General features: G+C 35.4%; 14 protein-coding genes. 8 read left to right on the plus strand and 6 right to left on the minus strand.

The genetic code is table 11. The features are described 5' to 3' along the window. Window positions 1-92: 92 nt before the first annotated feature. Window positions 93-1,151 carry an efflux RND transporter periplasmic adaptor subunit gene (locus FLAVO9AF_RS04860; RefSeq protein WP_159685180.1) on the minus strand — a complete coding sequence of 353 codons (1,059 nt, stop codon included), beginning with the start codon at window positions 1,149-1,151 and terminating at the stop codon, window positions 93-95. Window positions 1,152-1,455: 304 nt separating this feature from the next. Next, on the minus strand, window positions 1,456-3,564 hold the full coding sequence (recG, locus tag FLAVO9AF_RS04865; protein WP_159685183.1) for an ATP-dependent DNA helicase RecG: 2,109 nt from the start codon (window positions 3,562-3,564) through the stop codon (window positions 1,456-1,458). A gap of 160 nt (window positions 3,565-3,724) precedes the next feature. Here recG and FLAVO9AF_RS04870 point away from each other — a divergent pair, with 160 nt between their 5' ends. Together FLAVO9AF_RS04870 and FLAVO9AF_RS04875 are read left to right on the plus strand one after the other, a co-directional pair. Next, the gene (locus tag FLAVO9AF_RS04870) at window positions 3,725-4,171 is read left to right on the plus strand and encodes a YhcH/YjgK/YiaL family protein (protein ID WP_159685186.1); all 447 of its coding nucleotides are present in this window, start codon (window positions 3,725-3,727) and stop codon (window positions 4,169-4,171) included. Between the two features lie 11 nt (window positions 4,172-4,182). Beyond that, window positions 4,183-4,728 (plus strand): DUF1697 domain-containing protein, encoded by a 546-nt coding sequence (locus FLAVO9AF_RS04875; RefSeq protein WP_159685189.1) that lies wholly within the window; start codon window positions 4,183-4,185, stop codon window positions 4,726-4,728. A gap of 366 nt (window positions 4,729-5,094) precedes the next feature. Here FLAVO9AF_RS04875 and FLAVO9AF_RS04880 read toward each other — a convergent pair whose 3' ends face one another. Beyond that, entirely contained in the window at window positions 5,095-5,832 is a 738-nt protein-coding gene (locus FLAVO9AF_RS04880; protein ID WP_159685192.1) for a diphthine--ammonia ligase, read from the minus strand. A gap of 302 nt (window positions 5,833-6,134) precedes the next feature. On the opposite strand from FLAVO9AF_RS04880, the gene FLAVO9AF_RS04885 reads away from it, so the two are divergent. Both FLAVO9AF_RS04885 and FLAVO9AF_RS04890 read left to right on the plus strand, forming a co-directional pair. Continuing rightward, window positions 6,135-8,198 (plus strand): M1 family metallopeptidase, encoded by a 2,064-nt coding sequence (locus tag FLAVO9AF_RS04885; protein ID WP_159685195.1) that lies wholly within the window; start codon window positions 6,135-6,137, stop codon window positions 8,196-8,198. A gap of 9 nt (window positions 8,199-8,207) precedes the next feature. Further along, window positions 8,208-9,113 (plus strand): patatin family protein, encoded by a 906-nt coding sequence (locus tag FLAVO9AF_RS04890; RefSeq protein WP_159685198.1) that lies wholly within the window; start codon window positions 8,208-8,210, stop codon window positions 9,111-9,113. Here the strand turns inward: FLAVO9AF_RS04890 and FLAVO9AF_RS04895 are convergent. Beyond that, window positions 9,105-9,626: a hypothetical protein gene (locus tag FLAVO9AF_RS04895; RefSeq protein WP_159685203.1), complete on the minus strand. Its 522-nt coding sequence runs from the start codon at window positions 9,624-9,626 to the stop codon at window positions 9,105-9,107. The two genes, FLAVO9AF_RS04890 and FLAVO9AF_RS04895, sit on opposite strands and share 9 nt — an antisense overlap. A 497-nt stretch (window positions 9,627-10,123) precedes the next feature. On the opposite strand from FLAVO9AF_RS04895, the gene FLAVO9AF_RS04900 reads away from it, so the two are divergent. Beyond that, window positions 10,124-10,891, plus strand: coding sequence for a TSUP family transporter (locus FLAVO9AF_RS04900; RefSeq protein ID WP_159685206.1), 768 nt, complete (start codon window positions 10,124-10,126; stop codon window positions 10,889-10,891). A 34-nt stretch (window positions 10,892-10,925) separates the two neighbouring features. Here the strand turns inward: FLAVO9AF_RS04900 and FLAVO9AF_RS04905 are convergent, their stop codons facing one another. Next, window positions 10,926-11,390 carry a hypothetical protein gene (locus FLAVO9AF_RS04905; RefSeq protein WP_159685209.1) on the minus strand — a complete coding sequence of 155 codons (465 nt, stop codon included), beginning with the start codon at window positions 11,388-11,390 and terminating at the stop codon, window positions 10,926-10,928. Window positions 11,391-11,509: 119 nt separating this feature from the next. Here FLAVO9AF_RS04905 and FLAVO9AF_RS04910 point away from each other — a divergent pair, with 119 nt between their 5' ends. After that, the gene (locus tag FLAVO9AF_RS04910; RefSeq protein ID WP_159685212.1) at window positions 11,510-11,689 is read left to right on the plus strand and encodes a hypothetical protein; all 180 of its coding nucleotides are present in this window, start codon (window positions 11,510-11,512) and stop codon (window positions 11,687-11,689) included. Window positions 11,690-11,874: 185 nt separating this feature from the next. Here FLAVO9AF_RS04910 and FLAVO9AF_RS04915 read toward each other — a convergent pair whose 3' ends face one another. Beyond that, a complete protein-coding gene (locus tag FLAVO9AF_RS04915; protein ID WP_159685215.1) occupies window positions 11,875-14,046 on the minus strand; it encodes a S9 family peptidase in 2,172 nt (723 codons plus the stop codon). A gap of 280 nt (window positions 14,047-14,326) precedes the next feature. On the opposite strand from FLAVO9AF_RS04915, the gene FLAVO9AF_RS04920 reads away from it, so the two are divergent. Then, entirely contained in the window at window positions 14,327-15,175 is an 849-nt protein-coding gene (locus tag FLAVO9AF_RS04920) for a hypothetical protein (RefSeq protein ID WP_159685218.1), read from the plus strand. Further along, on the plus strand, window positions 15,166-15,750 hold the full coding sequence (locus FLAVO9AF_RS04925) for a hypothetical protein (RefSeq protein ID WP_159685221.1): 585 nt from the start codon (window positions 15,166-15,168) through the stop codon (window positions 15,748-15,750). The genes FLAVO9AF_RS04920 and FLAVO9AF_RS04925 overlap by 10 nt, the downstream gene beginning before the upstream one ends. Window positions 15,751-15,914: the final 164 nt, after the last annotated feature.

Here is a 15,914-nt window from a genome sequence, read left to right on the forward strand (position 1 = left end):
AGTCTTTAGTCTTTAGTCTTTTGTTCTTGGTTTTTAATCTTCAGTTGTTTATGACTAATCACTAATGACTAGCTACTAATTACTAAAAAACACTACTTTATTTTAACTTTTACAGGTGTTTCATCTTTCAACGCCATTACGCCTGTGGTAAGTAATGTATCTCCAGCTTTTAATCCTGAAAGAATCAAGATCGAAGCATCTGTTCTGGTAGAAGCATCTACTTTTACTTCTTTTGCCATTCCGTTTTCAGAAATGAATACTTTTTTACCATTTTGAATCGGAACTATCGCTTCAGTTGGAACAACAATCGCATCTTTAATAACATCTAAAGGCAATTCAACATTAGCAAAAGTCCCAGGGAAAAGCTTTCCTTCTTTGTTGTCGGCAATAGCTCTAACTTGTAAAGTTCGGGTTGCAGTGGCCACTTCAGGTTCGATAGCATAAACAACACCGTGGTATTTTTCAGTGGTACCAGAAACAGAAAAAGTGATGTTGGTATTTAACTTAATTTGAGAAGCATATTTTTCTGGAACTGAAAAGGTAATTTTTAATTTCCCGATATTAACCAAATTCGCAACTAGAGTAGTAGGTGTAATGTAGGTTCCTGGAGAGATAGAACGCAATCCTATTTTTCCAGAAAAAGGAGCTCTTACGGATGTTTTTGCAATTTGAGCTCTAATTAATTGCACTTGTGCTTGCGTCGATTTGTGCTCGGCTCTTGCGACATCATATTCTTCTTGGCTGATGGCTTCTTTTTGCAAAAGTAATTTAGCTCTTCTCGAATTTTCTGCGGCTAAACCTTCTTTGGTTGTCGCTTGTATGAGTTGGGCTTTTAATTCTAGATCGTTTACTTTAAATAATACTTGACCTTTATTTACAAAACTTCCTTCTTGAAACGAAATGGCTTCTACAATTCCCGAAACTTCACTTCGAATTTCGACTTGTTCATTTGCTTCTATTGAACCTGATAGGGATAAGTTGTTCTCAAAAACTTGTGTTTTGATTACAATTCCACTTACGTTCATCGGTTTGTCTTTTCCTCCTTTGTCTTTTGAATCGCCTCCTTTTTTAGAATTCGAAACTACTCTGTAGGCTATAAAACCTCCAATGATAAGAACTAAAAGCGTGTAAACAAGGTTTTTTATTTTCATAAGGTCATTTATTTTTTTGGTAATTCTTTGGGTGTGGAAAGCAGTTTGTTTTTAACCTTCTAAAGTAAGATAAATTGAATTTTAAACTTGCTTTTTTATTAATTGATTAGATGAGACATCAGAAATAACCAATGGTTTAATTGGTTTGAAAAAAAAAGTTCAAAAACAAAAGTAAAGCATTTGTAAGAAAGCGATAATAAGAAAAAATAATTTAACATTTGTACATACAAATTAATAAAACAACTCGGAATCGTTTCGTTTTAAATCATAAATTCTTAAAAACAAAGAGAATTTAATAATAGATTTAACTAATATAGTTCCAAATATTTTTTTTCTTAGTGAGTTCCATAAAAACCATTCTAAGGATAGTGTTTTCTGGTTTTTGCATAGAAGGGTCGTCATTCAATACTTTGAAAGCGTAATTTCTAGCCAAAAGCAATATGTCTTTGTCTTTGACCAAATCTGCAATTTGAAGGTTTAAAACCCCACTTTGTTGGGTTCCCATTATATCTCCTGGTCCGCGTAATTTCAAATCTACTTCTGCGATTTCAAAACCATCATTGGTATTGACCATAGTTTCCATTCTGATTTTACTATCGCTAGTCAGTTTGTAAGAAGTCATCAAGATGCAATAACTTTGATCTGCACCACGACCCACACGACCACGTAATTGGTGGAGTTGAGACAGTCCAAAGCGTTCGGCACTCTCGATAATCATTACGCTGGCATTCGGTACATTTACACCTACCTCGATTACAGTAGTGGCTACCATAATATTTGTTTTTCCTTCGGCAAAGCGCTTCATTTCAGCATCTTTTTCTGCAGGTTTCATTTTACCGTGCAAAATCGAAATGGAATAGTCGGGTAGGGGGAAATCTCTCGAAATACTCTCGTAACCATCCATCAAATCTTTAAAATCCATTTTTTCGGATTCTTGAATTAAAGGATACACAATATAAATTTGTCGTCCCAAAGCGATTTCATCACGTATAAATTTCCAAACTTTCAATCGATTGGAGTCAAAACGGTGTACAGTTTGAATGGGTTTTCGACCAGGAGGCAATTCATCAATAACCGAAACATCCAAATCGCCATACAAACTCATCGCCAAAGTTCTAGGAATAGGTGTAGCCGTCATCACCAAAACGTGTGGTGGAATGGAGTTCTTTTTCCACAACTTTGAGCGTTGTTCTACTCCAAAACGATGTTGTTCATCAATTACGGCTAAGCCTAAATTCTGAAACTGCACTTTGTCTTCCAACAGCGCGTGAGTACCGATTAAGATTTGTAAACTTCCATTTTCGAGTTCTTCGTGAATGATTTTACGTGCTGCAGTTTTGGTTGAACCTGTTAGGATTTTGATATTAATATTTAAGGTATTGGCAAATTCTGAAAGTCCAATGAAATGTTGATTGGCCAAAATCTCCGTGGGCGCCATCAAGCAAGCCTGAAAACCATTGTCTAAAGCCAAAAGCATACTCATAAAAGCCACAATTGTTTTGCCAGAACCCACATCTCCTTGAAGAAGACGATTCATTTGGGCATTGCTTCCCATATCGGTTCGGATTTCCTTGATTACTCTTTTTTGCGCATTTGTCAAATCGAATGGCAGGTGATTTTGATAAAAATCGTTGAACAATTCTCCTACTTTTGAAAAGGGATGACCTTTGATTTTGTGTTTGCGAATCAAATTTTTGGTTATTAATTGCAACTGAATGTAGAATAACTCTTCAAACTTCAGACGGAATTGCGCTTTGGCTAAGGCTTCGCTACTTTTGGGAAAGTGGATATTGAATAACGCAGCATTCTTTGGAATCAATTTCAACTCTTCAAGCAAATATTTCGGTAAAGTCTCGGTAAACAAAGCCTGTGTTTCCAAAAACAATTGCTGCATCATTTTGTTGATGACTCTGTTGCTAATTCCTCTGTTGGTCAAAGTTTCAGTAGACGGATACACGGGTTGCATAGCCGAACGCAAGCTTTGTTGGTGCTCAGCGAGTAACTCAATTTCTGGATGCGCTATACTGAACTGACTGCCGTATTGGGTACATTTCCCAAAAACAACACACATTTCATTGAGTTTTAAGCTCTCCTTAATCCATTTGTGTCCTTGGAACCAATTCAAATCCATTTGTCCTGTCTCGTCAACGAAAGTAGCCACCAAACGTTTTTGATTTTTACCAAACTCCACCGTTTTGATATGGATGATTTTACCAACAATCTGTACCTCGGCTGTGGTGCCTTGCAATTCATTGATTTTGTAATAACGGGTACGGTCAATGTAGCGATTGGGGTAAAAATTGACCAAATCTCCAAATTTGTGAATACCCAATTCTTTGCGAAGTAATGTCCCGCGAGTGGGGCCAACGCCTTTTAAGTATTCGATGGGAGTTTCTAGGAGGTTATTGGACATTTTTGAATTATCGGTTATCAGTTATGAGTTGTCAGTTATGAGTTACTTTCAATTTTTTTTTCGCAAAGCGAAGATACTAGATTGTTTCTAGATTTGGAAATGGGTTTGTTTAGGAAATTCCTTCAATTCACAATATCTTTGGAAACTAAATACTAGAAATATGGTTATTGATAAAATAGAGAATTACCGATTATACAGCCAATTGACTCAACGTTTGGCCAAAGGTTTTGAGTTTATAACTACCACCGATTTAAAGGCTATTGCCTCAGGAAAGCACGAAATTGATTCGGATAAAATATTTGCGATTGTACAAGAATATGATACGAAATACGAATCCGAATGTGTGCTAGAAGGGCATCACAAATACATTGATATTCAATACGTCATCAGTGGAGTAGAGTTGATGGGTTTTGCGCCTTTGACCAACCAGAAAATGGTGGAAGAAGACTTAGAAAAGGATTATACATTTTATGAAGGTGACACTTCGTTATTACGAGTGGAAGAAGGTATGTTTACCTTGTTTTTCCCCGAAGATTTGCACCGTCCTTGTGTAAAAGCTGGTGTGGTTTCGAAGGTGAAGAAAGTAGTGGTGAAGGTTAAAATTTAATTCAAAAAAGAATGACAACACACTTAGCGCTCCTCCGTGGCATCAATGTTTCAGGGCATAATATGATTAAAATGGAGGTTTTGAAAACGACTCTTGAAGCCGTTGGTTTTAAGAACGTGCAAACTTACATTCAGTCTGGAAATGTTTTTGTTGATACAGAAGAAGAAAATCCTGCAAAAGTTGGTTTTACGATTAAGCAAGAACTATTTAAAGCGCTTGGTCTTGAAGTTCCTGTGGTGGTGATAGGAAAATTGGATTTGGAGGCTTGTTTTGCCAATAATTCTTTTTTGAAGGAAAAAGAAGTGGATTTAAAAAAATTGTATGTGGCTTTTGTTTCGATGGAATTGAAAAGTGACAGTATCAACGATTTAAAAATGAGTCAAGTGAAACCCGACGAAGCACAGATTGATGCTAGTAGAATTTACATTAAATACGCTGTGGGTGCCGGAAAAACGAGATTCGACCAAAAATATATTGAAAAAAAATTAAACCTGATTGCTACGATAAGAAACTGGAATACAGTGACTCAGCTTCTTAAGTTGTTCGAAGAAAGATAAAATCTAAAAAAAAATAAAATAATTGACGCAACCTTTTTCGATTATGACAATCTAAGCTAAGAGATGCAGTTTGTAGTAGGATACAATTGTTACCACAATGACTACTTTGGGCTACAGCTTAAATTGTTTATAATTTGATTTTTTGGTTAATTTCAATTATGACGGCACCTTAAAGAGAACTCTAGAGCTTTTGCTTTATTGTTCTCTTTTTTTTAAGACTATTTACCCAAAAAGTACGGATGTAACCTTTTAGCCCCGGGAGTAGCGGCATCCTTTGCTTTTTTTCTTTAGAAAAGCAAAGATATAGCGAATCACGGGACCATTGATGGCTAAAAAGCCCCATTCTTCCTGCTCCTAATACAATGCTTAATTAGGAATTAAATCGCAATACCAAAAGCCATAGTCAAAGGCATCTGAGGCGCTGGTGTCGCAAGCGGTATCGGACGTATCGGTGGTGGCTGGTTTTTCGTATTTTCGGTAGACAACTTCTCCGATTTCAAAATCAATGGGCTGTTTGAACAAAGGACCATCGAAAGTAAAGGTGTGGAATTCGCCGTTTTCGCCACAAACATCGACGTTTTCTGGTAAATCGTTGATGAAATCTTGGTCAATGATGCGGCTCACAAAATTTTTGTCCAAATAGCGTTCGTTGACACAAACGACTATGGTTTTGAATCCTAAATCGATAAATTCTTGAATTAGGTCTTTTGTTGGGATTTTCCATAACGGGAATACGCCTTTTAAGTCCATCGTGGCGAGTTTGTCCTCGCGGTATTGGCGCAAATCTTCAAGGAAAATATCGCCAAAAATCGAGTGGGTGATGCCTCTGGTTTTGAGTTGGCTCAAAGTTGTAGCTAAGGCATTTTCGTAAACTTCCATCGTGGGCATTTCTGGAATTTCGACGATTTCGAGTGGTAAGCCGATGCTTTCAGCTTGTGAGTGCAGCAATTCAACACGAAGACCGTGCATAGAAACACGTTGGTATTTTTGGTTGACACTCGTCAAAAGACAGTCGATTTCGAACTCGGGATTTTGTAGTGTTTTGTATAAAGCAAGTGCAGAGTCTTTGCCGCTGCTCCAGTTAAATAAAGCTTTTGTTTTCAATTTGGGGTTTGTTTTTGTAAGTTGTAAAATTAAGAAAGTAGCCACTAATTACACCAATTGCCACTAATTTTTTATGATTATAATCAAATTACTCGAATTCTAGTACAATCTGTTGATTTGCTTTAATCGATGATTCTGTGTGGTTATTTTTTTTATTCGTAATTAATCAATTAACATTAATAATTCGTGTCATTAAAACACATTTTAATTCGAGATTCATTAGTGAATTCGTGGCGGATATTTTTAAAAGCCGAAGTCCTGTTGTAACTTTGAAATTCAAATCCTATCGAAAATCTGTTTAGATGAAATATATTTTTCTTTTTTTAACCTCATTTATTTTTGCACAACAAACGCAATCGGTTGACTTTAAAACAGCTAAGGTTCAATTGTTTGTTAACCCAAAGGATAAAACGATTTCGGGTACTGTTACCTATCATTTTAATGTGTTGCGACCCATCGATACGATTAAGATTGATGCGCAAAATATGCAGTTTACCAATGTGAAATTGAACGACAAGCCAGTTTCTTTTGTTACCAATGGAAAACAACTGTTGTTAATTTATCCGTTTAAAAAAGGAAAAAAATGGGTGCAGTTTTCTTATGATGCCAAACCCAAGCAAACCTTGTATTTTATAGGTTCTGAAGAGAACGCCAATTTACAAATTTGGACGCAAGGACAAGGGAAATACACCAGCAATTGGTTTCCGAGTTTTGATGATGTAAATGAAAAAGTGGTTTTTAACTTGGAGATTGTCTTTGATAAAAACTATCAAGTCATTGCCAATGGAACCTTGAAAGAGAAAATAACGAATGGCAATAACACTTACTGGCGCTATAGAATGCAAAAGCCTATGAGTTCGTACTTGTTGATGATGGCTATTGGGAGATTTGATAAAAAAACGCAACAATCCAATTCTGGCGTGCCTTTAGAATGGTATTATGAACCCAAAGATGCGGTGTTTTTTGAACCTACGTATCGCCATTCGGAGGCTATTTTTAATTTTTTGGAAAAAGAAATAGGTGTTAAATACCCTTGGGAAAATTACAAGCAGGTGCCCGTTAGAGATTTTTTGTATGCAGGAATGGAGAATACTTCGGCAACCACTTTTTCGAGTCGGTATGTGGTGGATGCTGTTGGGTTTAACGACCGAAAATATACCAATGTCAATGCGCACGAATTGGCGCATCAGTGGTTTGGTGATTTGGTAACTGCTGAGAGCAGCAAACATCATTGGTTGCAAGAAGGTTTTGCGACTTATTATGCGCTGTTGGCTGAGAGGGAATTGTACGGTGAAGATTATTTTTATAGTTATTTATACGAAAAAGCACAACAACTTAAATTTGCCTCTCGAACGGATACTATTCCGGTGTTGAATGCAAAAGCGAGTTCTTTGACTTTTTACGAAAAAGGGGCTTGGGCTTTATTTGTTTTGCATCAGAAAATAGGAGATAAGGCTTTTAAAAAAGCAATAAAAAACTACCTCAAGAAGCACGCTTTTCAAACAGTAAATACCAATGATTTTTTTGCAGAAATTGAAAAAGTTGCCGCTTTTGATACCAAATTATTTTCTAAAGTATGGCTTGAGGATTATAAGTTCAATGCATTAGAAGCTAATGATTTACTTAAAAAAAATACAGTTATAAAAATCCAATTGAAACTAGACCAATATCGTAATACTCCTTTTGCAGAAAAGAAAGATTTTTTGATGAAAGTTTTGCAATCGGATGTCTATTATACGGTCAAAGAAAGTGTAATTTTTCAGCTTCGAAAAGAGTCCTATGAGGATATAAAAGAGTTGTTAGCTGTGGCTATGGCGACAAAGAATTGGTCTATCCGACAGAAAATAGCAAACCTATTTTCCAAAGTTCCAGAAGCCTTCAAAGCCGATTATGAAACCTTACTAACAGATGCTTCTTATCAAACGCAAGAAATAGCATTGTTTCAATTATGGAACAGTTTTGAGAATGACCGAATTCGTTATTTGGACCAAACCAAAAATTGGATAGGTTTTAACGATTATAACTTGAGAATTTTATGGTTGGCTTTGGCTTTAAATACGCCCAATTACAATGCAGATACTGCCGCTATGTCCAAAGAATTGATTCAGTATTCTTCTCTAGATTTTGAAGCGAGTACGCGTCAGAATGCTTTAGAGAGTTTGATTTACTTAGATTTATTTAACACAACTATTTGGAAAAATTTAGCAAATGCTACCACGCATCATTTATGGCAATTTTCTAAATTCGCTCGAGATGCCATCCGAAAGCAAATCAAACAAGAAAATAAAAGGAAGGCTTTACAAGAAGTGGCTTTGAATTTGCCACCAAAAGAACGAGAAATTATCAATAGATTGTTGAACGAGTAATAAGCCAATATGAGGGCATTAGTGATTTCTGGCGGTGGAAGTAAAGGGGCATTCGCAGGAGGAGTTGCCGAGTTTTTATTGAATATTAAAAAGCAGCACTACGATATGTACATTGGTACTTCAACAGGTAGTTTGCTGATTTCTCATTTGGCTGTTGGAAAAGTTGACAAAATCAAAGAGATTTACACTAATGTTGGAATGAGCGATATTTTTAATATCAATCCTTTTAAAATCAAAAAAGAAAGAGGTTTTACCTCCGTTTCAATCAATCACTTTAATGTTTTGCTTCAATTTCTTAAAAGAAGACGAACATTTGGAGAAAGTAAAAACCTCTTGCATTTCATTCAAAACAATTTAACTCGCGAAGAGTTTCAAACGCTTAAAGATAGCGAACCCGATGTGGTTATTACTGTGACGAATATTTCAACTAACGCCTCAGAATACAAATCCATTCACGAATGTACTTATGAAGAATACTGCGAATGGATTTGGATTTCTTGTAATTATATTCCCTTTATGAGTTTGGTGAAGAAAAACGGTTGTGAATATGGTGACGGTGGTTTTTCTAACTTGGTTCCTATTAATGAAGCTATTGCAAGAGGAGCTACAGAAATTGATGTCATCATCTTGGAATCTGAACATCAATGCAATCGAATTGGGATTGGAAGAAACCCTTTTTCACTTTTAATAGATATTTTTAGAGTGACTCTTGACCAAATAGAACGCTATGATATTACTTTGGGTAAAATGATGGCTTCCATCAAAAATGTACAACTCAACTTGTATTATACCCCCATACAACTTACCGACAATGCCTTAGTATTTGATAGCACTGAAATGCATAAATGGTGGAAAATAGGTTTTGATTATGCCCAAAGTAAAAATGAAAACTACAGCGAAATCATTTTACCATAAATCACTTACTTCTTGTTTGATAAACGCCAAAGCCGCGTTACTAGGCGATTGTTTTTCTAACAAATCATTCAAAATCAACTCACGCATTTGATTGGCGTTTTCTATAGATTCTTTTTTGGCAGCCATTCGAATCATTTGAATAGTTGCGTTTTTGGCAGTTAAAATAATACTCCAACATTCATCCGACATATACACTTGTTGCGTCAAATTATGTTCGAATTCTTGTTCGATGTGAGCGATAATCAATTGCTCATAATCATTTTTTTCAGTCGAAATAGGAGCAATGCGAATCAATAACTGATTCAAACTAATGCGTTCCAAGAACAAAGTCATACGCTCATACGCCTGTAAGCGTAGAGGCAAAGCCGTTTTTTGAGCTTCTCTATGCAATAAAAAACGACGACGTCCCGCCTCGTCTTTGGTATGTAAATTAAAAAATTGATAGGCCACCACTCCAGTAATTAGTGAGGGTAAAGTGTAACTAGCTAGTTCAATAATTCTTGTTGCGTCCATAAGTATAATTGGGTTTGGGGCACAAAAATAAACTTTTTTGAATTAGAATTGTTTAGTTGCTTAGTTGAATTATTGGTTAATTGGTTGACTAGGTAATCGGTTAAACTTTGTACTAAATTCAGCCACGGATTTTACGGATGCTACGGATTTTTACAGTTGTAAATTTGGTTAAACTTTGCGCTCCTTGCGGTTAATTTTTTTTACAACTAAGAACACAAAGAAAACACCAAGAAACGCAAAGTTTTGTAATTCTCTTAGCGACCTTCGCGTAAAGCTTTGCGCTCCTTGGGGTTAAGTACTAGACACAAATTCCACAGATAGCTACTTATATGTCCTTATTTGTCTTATATGGTTCAAAATAAATAGGTATTTTAAAAAACTGTTATGACTTATATGTTTATATCTAACGGTTAAAATTTAAATTTTCTTCCTCAATTGATACTCAAAATCATTTGATACCCCTATTTTTGCCGCAACCAATAAAAAACCACCGCTCAATGGACGTTACCATTTTACTTTTACTTTGTTTAGCCGCTTTTGCCGCGGGATTTATAGATGCTATAGTAGGAGGAGGTGGACTCATACAAACACCTGTTGGACTCATTCTGTTGCCAAGTCTTTCAGTCGCGACCGTAATTGGAACCTTAAAAGTACCCGCCTTTAGTGGTACCTCTTTTGCAGCTTTTCAGTACTTGAAGAAAGTGGATTTAAATTGGAAATTACTCGGAATTATGATGCTTTTGGCATTTCCTTCTGCGTTTTTGGGTTCGACTTTGCTGACGTATGTGAGCAATGATTTTATGAAACCACTTTTGTTGGTCGTGCTCTCGTTTTTGGTGGTTTACACTTTTGCCAAGAAAAATTTTGGACAGCAAATAGAAAAAAATATTTCTAATAAACGCCAACTATTCAATGCTGTTGCCATCAGTTTTGTAGTGGGTCTGTACGACGGATTCATTGGTCCGGGCACTGGAAGTTTCTTGGTTGTGGCGTTTATTGCTATTATGGGATTCGACTTTTTGCACGCTTCCGCGAATGCGAAAATGGTCAACCTAGCGACCAATTTTGGTTCGATTTGCTTGTTTATGCTTAAAGGCAAAATCATTTGGGCGATTGCGATTCCTATGGCTGCTAGTAATGCCCTCGGTGGATGGTTGGGCGCCAAATTGGCTATCAACAAAGGCAATAGTTTTATCCGTATCTTTTTTTTAGTGGTAGTCATTGGCACCTTAATCCGATTTGCCTACGACGTTTTTTACAAATAAAAAAAGGAGATGTTTATCTCCTTTTTTGTGTTAATTATTCTTTACAATCCGTTTCAGAGAATTTATATTTTACCTTTTCATAATCGATAGGTTGACCTTTTACAAAATACGTTTTCCCTAAATACGTTTCTATTTTGCCATTACCGAGGATGAGTTCGTTTCCTTTTTTGAGTAGGGCTAAGGGGTTTTTAAAGATCGTTTTGTCAGTAATACCGGAGACATAAGCGTAATCAACTAGTAAGGTGTCTCCGCTAAATTTCCCGGTGATAGTTCCATCTTTAATAGGAGAGTCAAATTCTTTCATCACCATATTACCGGTGATGGTTCCATCTTTTAGGGTGTTAAGTTTTAAAGTAACTGTGTCCTTTTCATACACCGCTTGGTAACAAGCTACTTGCAAAGGTGGTTCTTCAATTGCTTTTGAATTGTCTCCTTCTTTTTTGCAACTTGCTAATCCCAAACACGAAATGATCATGTAAATCCAAAAATTGTTTTTCATGTTTTTTATTTTTAGTTGTGGATATTTAGCTCTAATTTACGAAATTTTATCAAATTATGGATAGAACTCAATGGGTGATTTTAATTCCAATGCAATATAACCCTTAAAACAAACTCTTAATGAGAACGATTAGCTACATCATAAGTTTGCTACTACTAGGCGTTGCCTTTTTTCTATTGTCAGAATATCCAAATTCAGGAAGAATGGGATTAATTGCTGGCGGAATTACCACTATTGGTTTTATGTTGAACTTGACAAGTTATTTAAGTCTTAACTCCAAAAAGGAATTCGATAAGTAAAAATGATAAGTTCTAAGAAGAGTCTTATCATTTTAGAATAACAAAACGCGCTACACACTCAGATAAAATGAGTTGCGTAGCGCGTTTTTTTGGTTTATTTTTTTCCTTTTGTCTTTACAATAGGTAAAATGTTTTTTGTTGCTACAAAAACGTGACTAAGGTCGCTAGGTGCTAAGCCATTATTGTTATTTCGGTTGAATCAAAAACTCCTTCGGAGGTTGTGCTTGCAGCAAATGAGTTACGAAATAATCCCATCGTTTGCGCATCATATAAAAAGTGTCTCCACCAAAACCATGACGAGCATTAGGAAAAAGGATAAAATCAAAATCTTTATTGGCTTTTTGTAAAGCTTGAATCACCAGATAAGTGTTGTAAGGAGGTACGTTGTCATCCATTCCGCCATGCGCTAATAATAATTTTCCTTTTAAATTTGTAGCAAAATTAGCATTGGCTTGATCTTCATAGTTTGATTTTCCGTTGGCATCTTTAGTCAAAAGGCCAATGTATCGTTCACCCCAATCATCTTCATAATTTCGGTTTTCATGATTACCAGATTCGGAGATTCCTACTTTATAAAACTCAGGATATCTAAATAAGGCTGCCGCTGTAGCATAACCACCACCTGAGTGCCCCCAAATCCCCACTTTGTCTAAATCCATAAAGGGGTATTTAGTGGCTAATTGCTTCATCCCCGAAATTTGATCTTCTAAAGTGTTATCGGCCATATTGCCATAACAGGCATCGTGGAATGATTTGGAACGATCTGGATTACAAGTTCCATCAATAATCACGACTACAAAACCTAACTCGGCCAAAGCCTGATGATCACTTCTAGCAGAGAAAAAATTACGACTACCTACACCGCCACCTTGAGGTCCAGGATAAATGTAATTAACTACTGGATATTTTTTAGTTGCATCCAAATGAGTAGGAGTAAAGAGCAATCCGTATAAATCCCATTTGCCATCTCTTGATTTTACTTTGATGGGTTCGGGTGCTTTCCAACCTGTTGCTACTAGTTTTGAGATATCAGCTTTTTCAAGGGTTGCAATTAGTTTTCCAGTAGCAGCTCTCAACACCGAAACGGGTGCCACATTGGGTTGTGAATAAGTATCGACAAAATAGTCTCCATTCGGTGATAATGAAATGGTGTGGTTTCCATCCTCTGGAGTAAGCAATTGAAGGTTCTTTCCACTGAAATCAATTCGGTAAAAATGACTAAAATAAGGATTACGACCCGTTTCTCTTCCATTGGCTTTAAAATAAAGTATACGATTTTTTTCGTCTACTTTCAAAAGTTGGGTCACTACAAAATTTCCCTTGGTAATTTGTGATTTTAATTTACCAGTTTTGGCATCATACAGGTACAAATGTCCCCAATCGTCACGTTCACTGTACCAAATGATTTCATTGGAACTTTCTAAATAATGCCAATTTACTTTTCCTTGACCACTTTCGTATTGTGTAGCCACTTTTTCTTCAAAGATGTCTTTTACAGCTCCTGTTAGTGCATTGGCAATTCTGACTTTGGCTTCTTTATGATCTCGAGAAGTAGAAACAAAGGCTAATTTTGTTCCGTCAGCATTCCATTCGTTATCATCAAAAGAACCGGAACACGAAATATCATCACATAAGGTTCCTCTTCGTGGATCGGGAGCCATATTGAAGCGAATAACTTTTGGCGTTTCGACTTCGATAATCACACGCTCAATTTGAATTATTTTTTCATCACCAGGTAGCGGATATTTCCAAGCTTCTAATTTAGGAGCTCCCACATTGGTTGAAACCAAATACATGTCTTTTACATGACGTTGATCTTGTTGAAAAGTGGCAATTTTTTTAGAATCGGGAGACCATAATAAAATAGCTTTGTTGCTATGTTTCCATCCTGCATTATCGGTGGCATAGCCGTAATCTTTTACGCCATCGAAGGTGAGTTGGGTTTCTTTTTGTGAAGCCAAATCTTTGACCCAAAGATTCCAATCTTTGATAAAAGCGGCTTTTTTGCCGTCTGGAGATTTTACTTCAAAAGGAGTAACTGTATAAGTTGGGGTAGTAGGAGTGTTGTTTTCAGGAAGTAACGATTTTAAATCTGAGCCTGTTTTTCGAGTGCCATCAACTGTATGGATTACTACTATTTCTTTTCCTTTGAGAGTAGTATTGTTATACCAAAAATCACCATTGGCTAACCAATTTGGGTTTACGTTGCTATTGAAAACCAATTTATTGGTATTGAATCCTAAATATTTTACCGCTTGTTCATAATCGGTTTCCGTAAGTGTTTTGTTGCTGTTTTGAGCTTGGACAGAAAAGGTCATAAGCATTGCAACAACAAATAGTAAGCTTTTTTTAGTCATAGTTGATGGATAATAATTGTTTTGGATAAATTTAAACAATTCTGTTTAACTAATATGGTTTTGTTTCTTTTTCAATTTTATAACAATAGCTAAATGGTATTTTGATACTAGGTACAAAACCATACTATGAGAATATAATCATGATTGATGAAATGATTTTAATATTAATTTGTATATTTGAACTAATTGATTAACAGTATTTTGTGTTTTTTTTAGCATCGTAACACTGCCCAGCAATAATTCATAACCTACATTTTTATTAATACTAAAATAGGTTAGTATGAAATTATATTTAGTCCTTTTTTTACTTTTATCTTCACTTGTCACTTTCTCTCAATCTGACGACAAAGACGTACTCAATCTTCTGGATAGTATAAAAGCAATTGACCCAGTTGAAAGTTTGAATTCTCAGGTTAATCAACTGACTTATGAAATTGGTAAAGCACAAGGAGATTTGAGGAATTTAACGCAAGAATACAAAATGTTGGAGGAATTTTGTGTGAGACAATATTTATATAGAAAAATAGTTGATCAGCTTGAATTTGGAGTTACACCAGACACATCCGAATTAGATCCGTTTATTACATCAAAAATGCGTAATGTTTGGTTAGTTGACGATTGGTCACTCATTGAGATACCACCAACTGGAACTAATTTTCCAATAACAATCTTTATTGATTCATCTAATGATATGAATCCATATTTTAATGATTTTCCTGTAAAAGATTTTGGACTCTCAATGTATAATGGTGATGCTATTCTTAAAAAAGCATATCCCAATATTTTCAAAAAGATAAAAAGTGGAAAAATTGTATTTAAATTCAAGCAATTAGCTCCAATGTTTTTGCAATTTATGGGTGTTCCAAAGCTTCAATTTCCGTCTGACTTATCCAACACTAAAAAAAAATCTTTAGAAAGTAAACAAAAGTATGCCGATGAGTTACTTGATTGGATTTCTTCTGCTTTAAGTGGCGCAATGAAGTCTGTGGGATATACTTCAGACGTTCTAGGGGATTATATGAAAATTGAAAAAAAAGCCTACACAAAACCCACGATTGATGAAAAGATTACTTTAAGAATTCAATATATCCAATTTCTCAAGAAAAAATATGATATGGTATGGAAATGAAATTTAAAAACACATTTTTTTTATTACTAGTATTTTTTGCAAGTGTTGTTAATGTGCAAGCACAAAAAGCAAATGAATCGAAGGATGATATAGTAACTGAATTCTTATCAACTCATGATTCGATAAAGAAACAAAAGATAACTGTAGAAAGCCCGCCCAAACTGGAATTTGCGTTGGAAACCCCAACTGGAGATTCAGTACGAGATTCCATACAATTTTTTAGACAGTTAAAACAGTATGATTTTGCCGCTATGCACCAACAGCGAAGCTTTGCCTGGCAGTTCTATAGTAGTATTATCATTTTTGTTATGGTAATTTTTATTGTAATTATGGGACTAATCTTGTCGTATAAACAATTTAAGCTCACGGAAATACAAATAAAATCTAATATTTCTAAACCAAAATCTGAAACTATTGATGTAGCATCTGAAAACACCAATATTGAAATTTCACAGACGGGCCTCAAAATCAATACTGGAGTTATTGGGCTTGCTATTTTATTCCTCTCGCTTGCATTTTTCTTTCTCTATCTTAAGTACGTTTATCAAATTGATGTGATAGAAACGGGACATTAGTATTTATATTCTGTTTACATTTTCTCCAATACTATCAATCACCATTAGTAATTTTTTTATTTCATATAAGAAATATCTTAAACTGATTTATCTACTATTGCTGGATCTCAAACGCTCAGCATTGAATTTCCATTATTTTGGTTACGCCTTTTTTTTTGTATTCA

Source organism: Flavobacterium sp. 9R, assembly GCF_902506345.1.
Lineage (GTDB): Bacteria > Bacteroidota > Bacteroidia > Flavobacteriales > Flavobacteriaceae > Flavobacterium.

Bases quoted from the DNA above. Each gene is read 5' to 3' on its own strand.
- FLAVO9AF_RS04860 (WP_159685180.1), bottom strand. From the start codon at position 1,151: ATGAAAATAAAAAACCTTGTTTACACGCTTTTAGTTCTTATCATTGGA.
- recG (WP_159685183.1), bottom strand. From the start codon at position 3,564: ATGTCCAATAACCTCCTAGAAACTCCCATCGAATACTTAAAAGGCGTT.
- FLAVO9AF_RS04870 (WP_159685186.1), top strand. From the start codon at position 3,725: ATGGTTATTGATAAAATAGAGAATTACCGATTATACAGCCAATTGACT.
- FLAVO9AF_RS04875 (WP_159685189.1), top strand. From the start codon at position 4,183: ATGACAACACACTTAGCGCTCCTCCGTGGCATCAATGTTTCAGGGCAT.
- FLAVO9AF_RS04885 (WP_159685195.1), top strand. From the start codon at position 6,135: ATGAAATATATTTTTCTTTTTTTAACCTCATTTATTTTTGCACAACAA.
- FLAVO9AF_RS04890 (WP_159685198.1), top strand. From the start codon at position 8,208: ATGAGGGCATTAGTGATTTCTGGCGGTGGAAGTAAAGGGGCATTCGCA.
- FLAVO9AF_RS04895 (WP_159685203.1), bottom strand. From the start codon at position 9,626: ATGGACGCAACAAGAATTATTGAACTAGCTAGTTACACTTTACCCTCA.
- FLAVO9AF_RS04900 (WP_159685206.1), top strand. From the start codon at position 10,124: ATGGACGTTACCATTTTACTTTTACTTTGTTTAGCCGCTTTTGCCGCG.
- FLAVO9AF_RS04905 (WP_159685209.1), bottom strand. From the start codon at position 11,390: ATGAAAAACAATTTTTGGATTTACATGATCATTTCGTGTTTGGGATTA.
- FLAVO9AF_RS04910 (WP_159685212.1), top strand. From the start codon at position 11,510: ATGAGAACGATTAGCTACATCATAAGTTTGCTACTACTAGGCGTTGCC.
- FLAVO9AF_RS04915 (WP_159685215.1), bottom strand. From the start codon at position 14,046: ATGACTAAAAAAAGCTTACTATTTGTTGTTGCAATGCTTATGACCTTT.
- FLAVO9AF_RS04920 (WP_159685218.1), top strand. From the start codon at position 14,327: ATGAAATTATATTTAGTCCTTTTTTTACTTTTATCTTCACTTGTCACT.
- FLAVO9AF_RS04925 (WP_159685221.1), top strand. From the start codon at position 15,166: ATGGAAATGAAATTTAAAAACACATTTTTTTTATTACTAGTATTTTTT.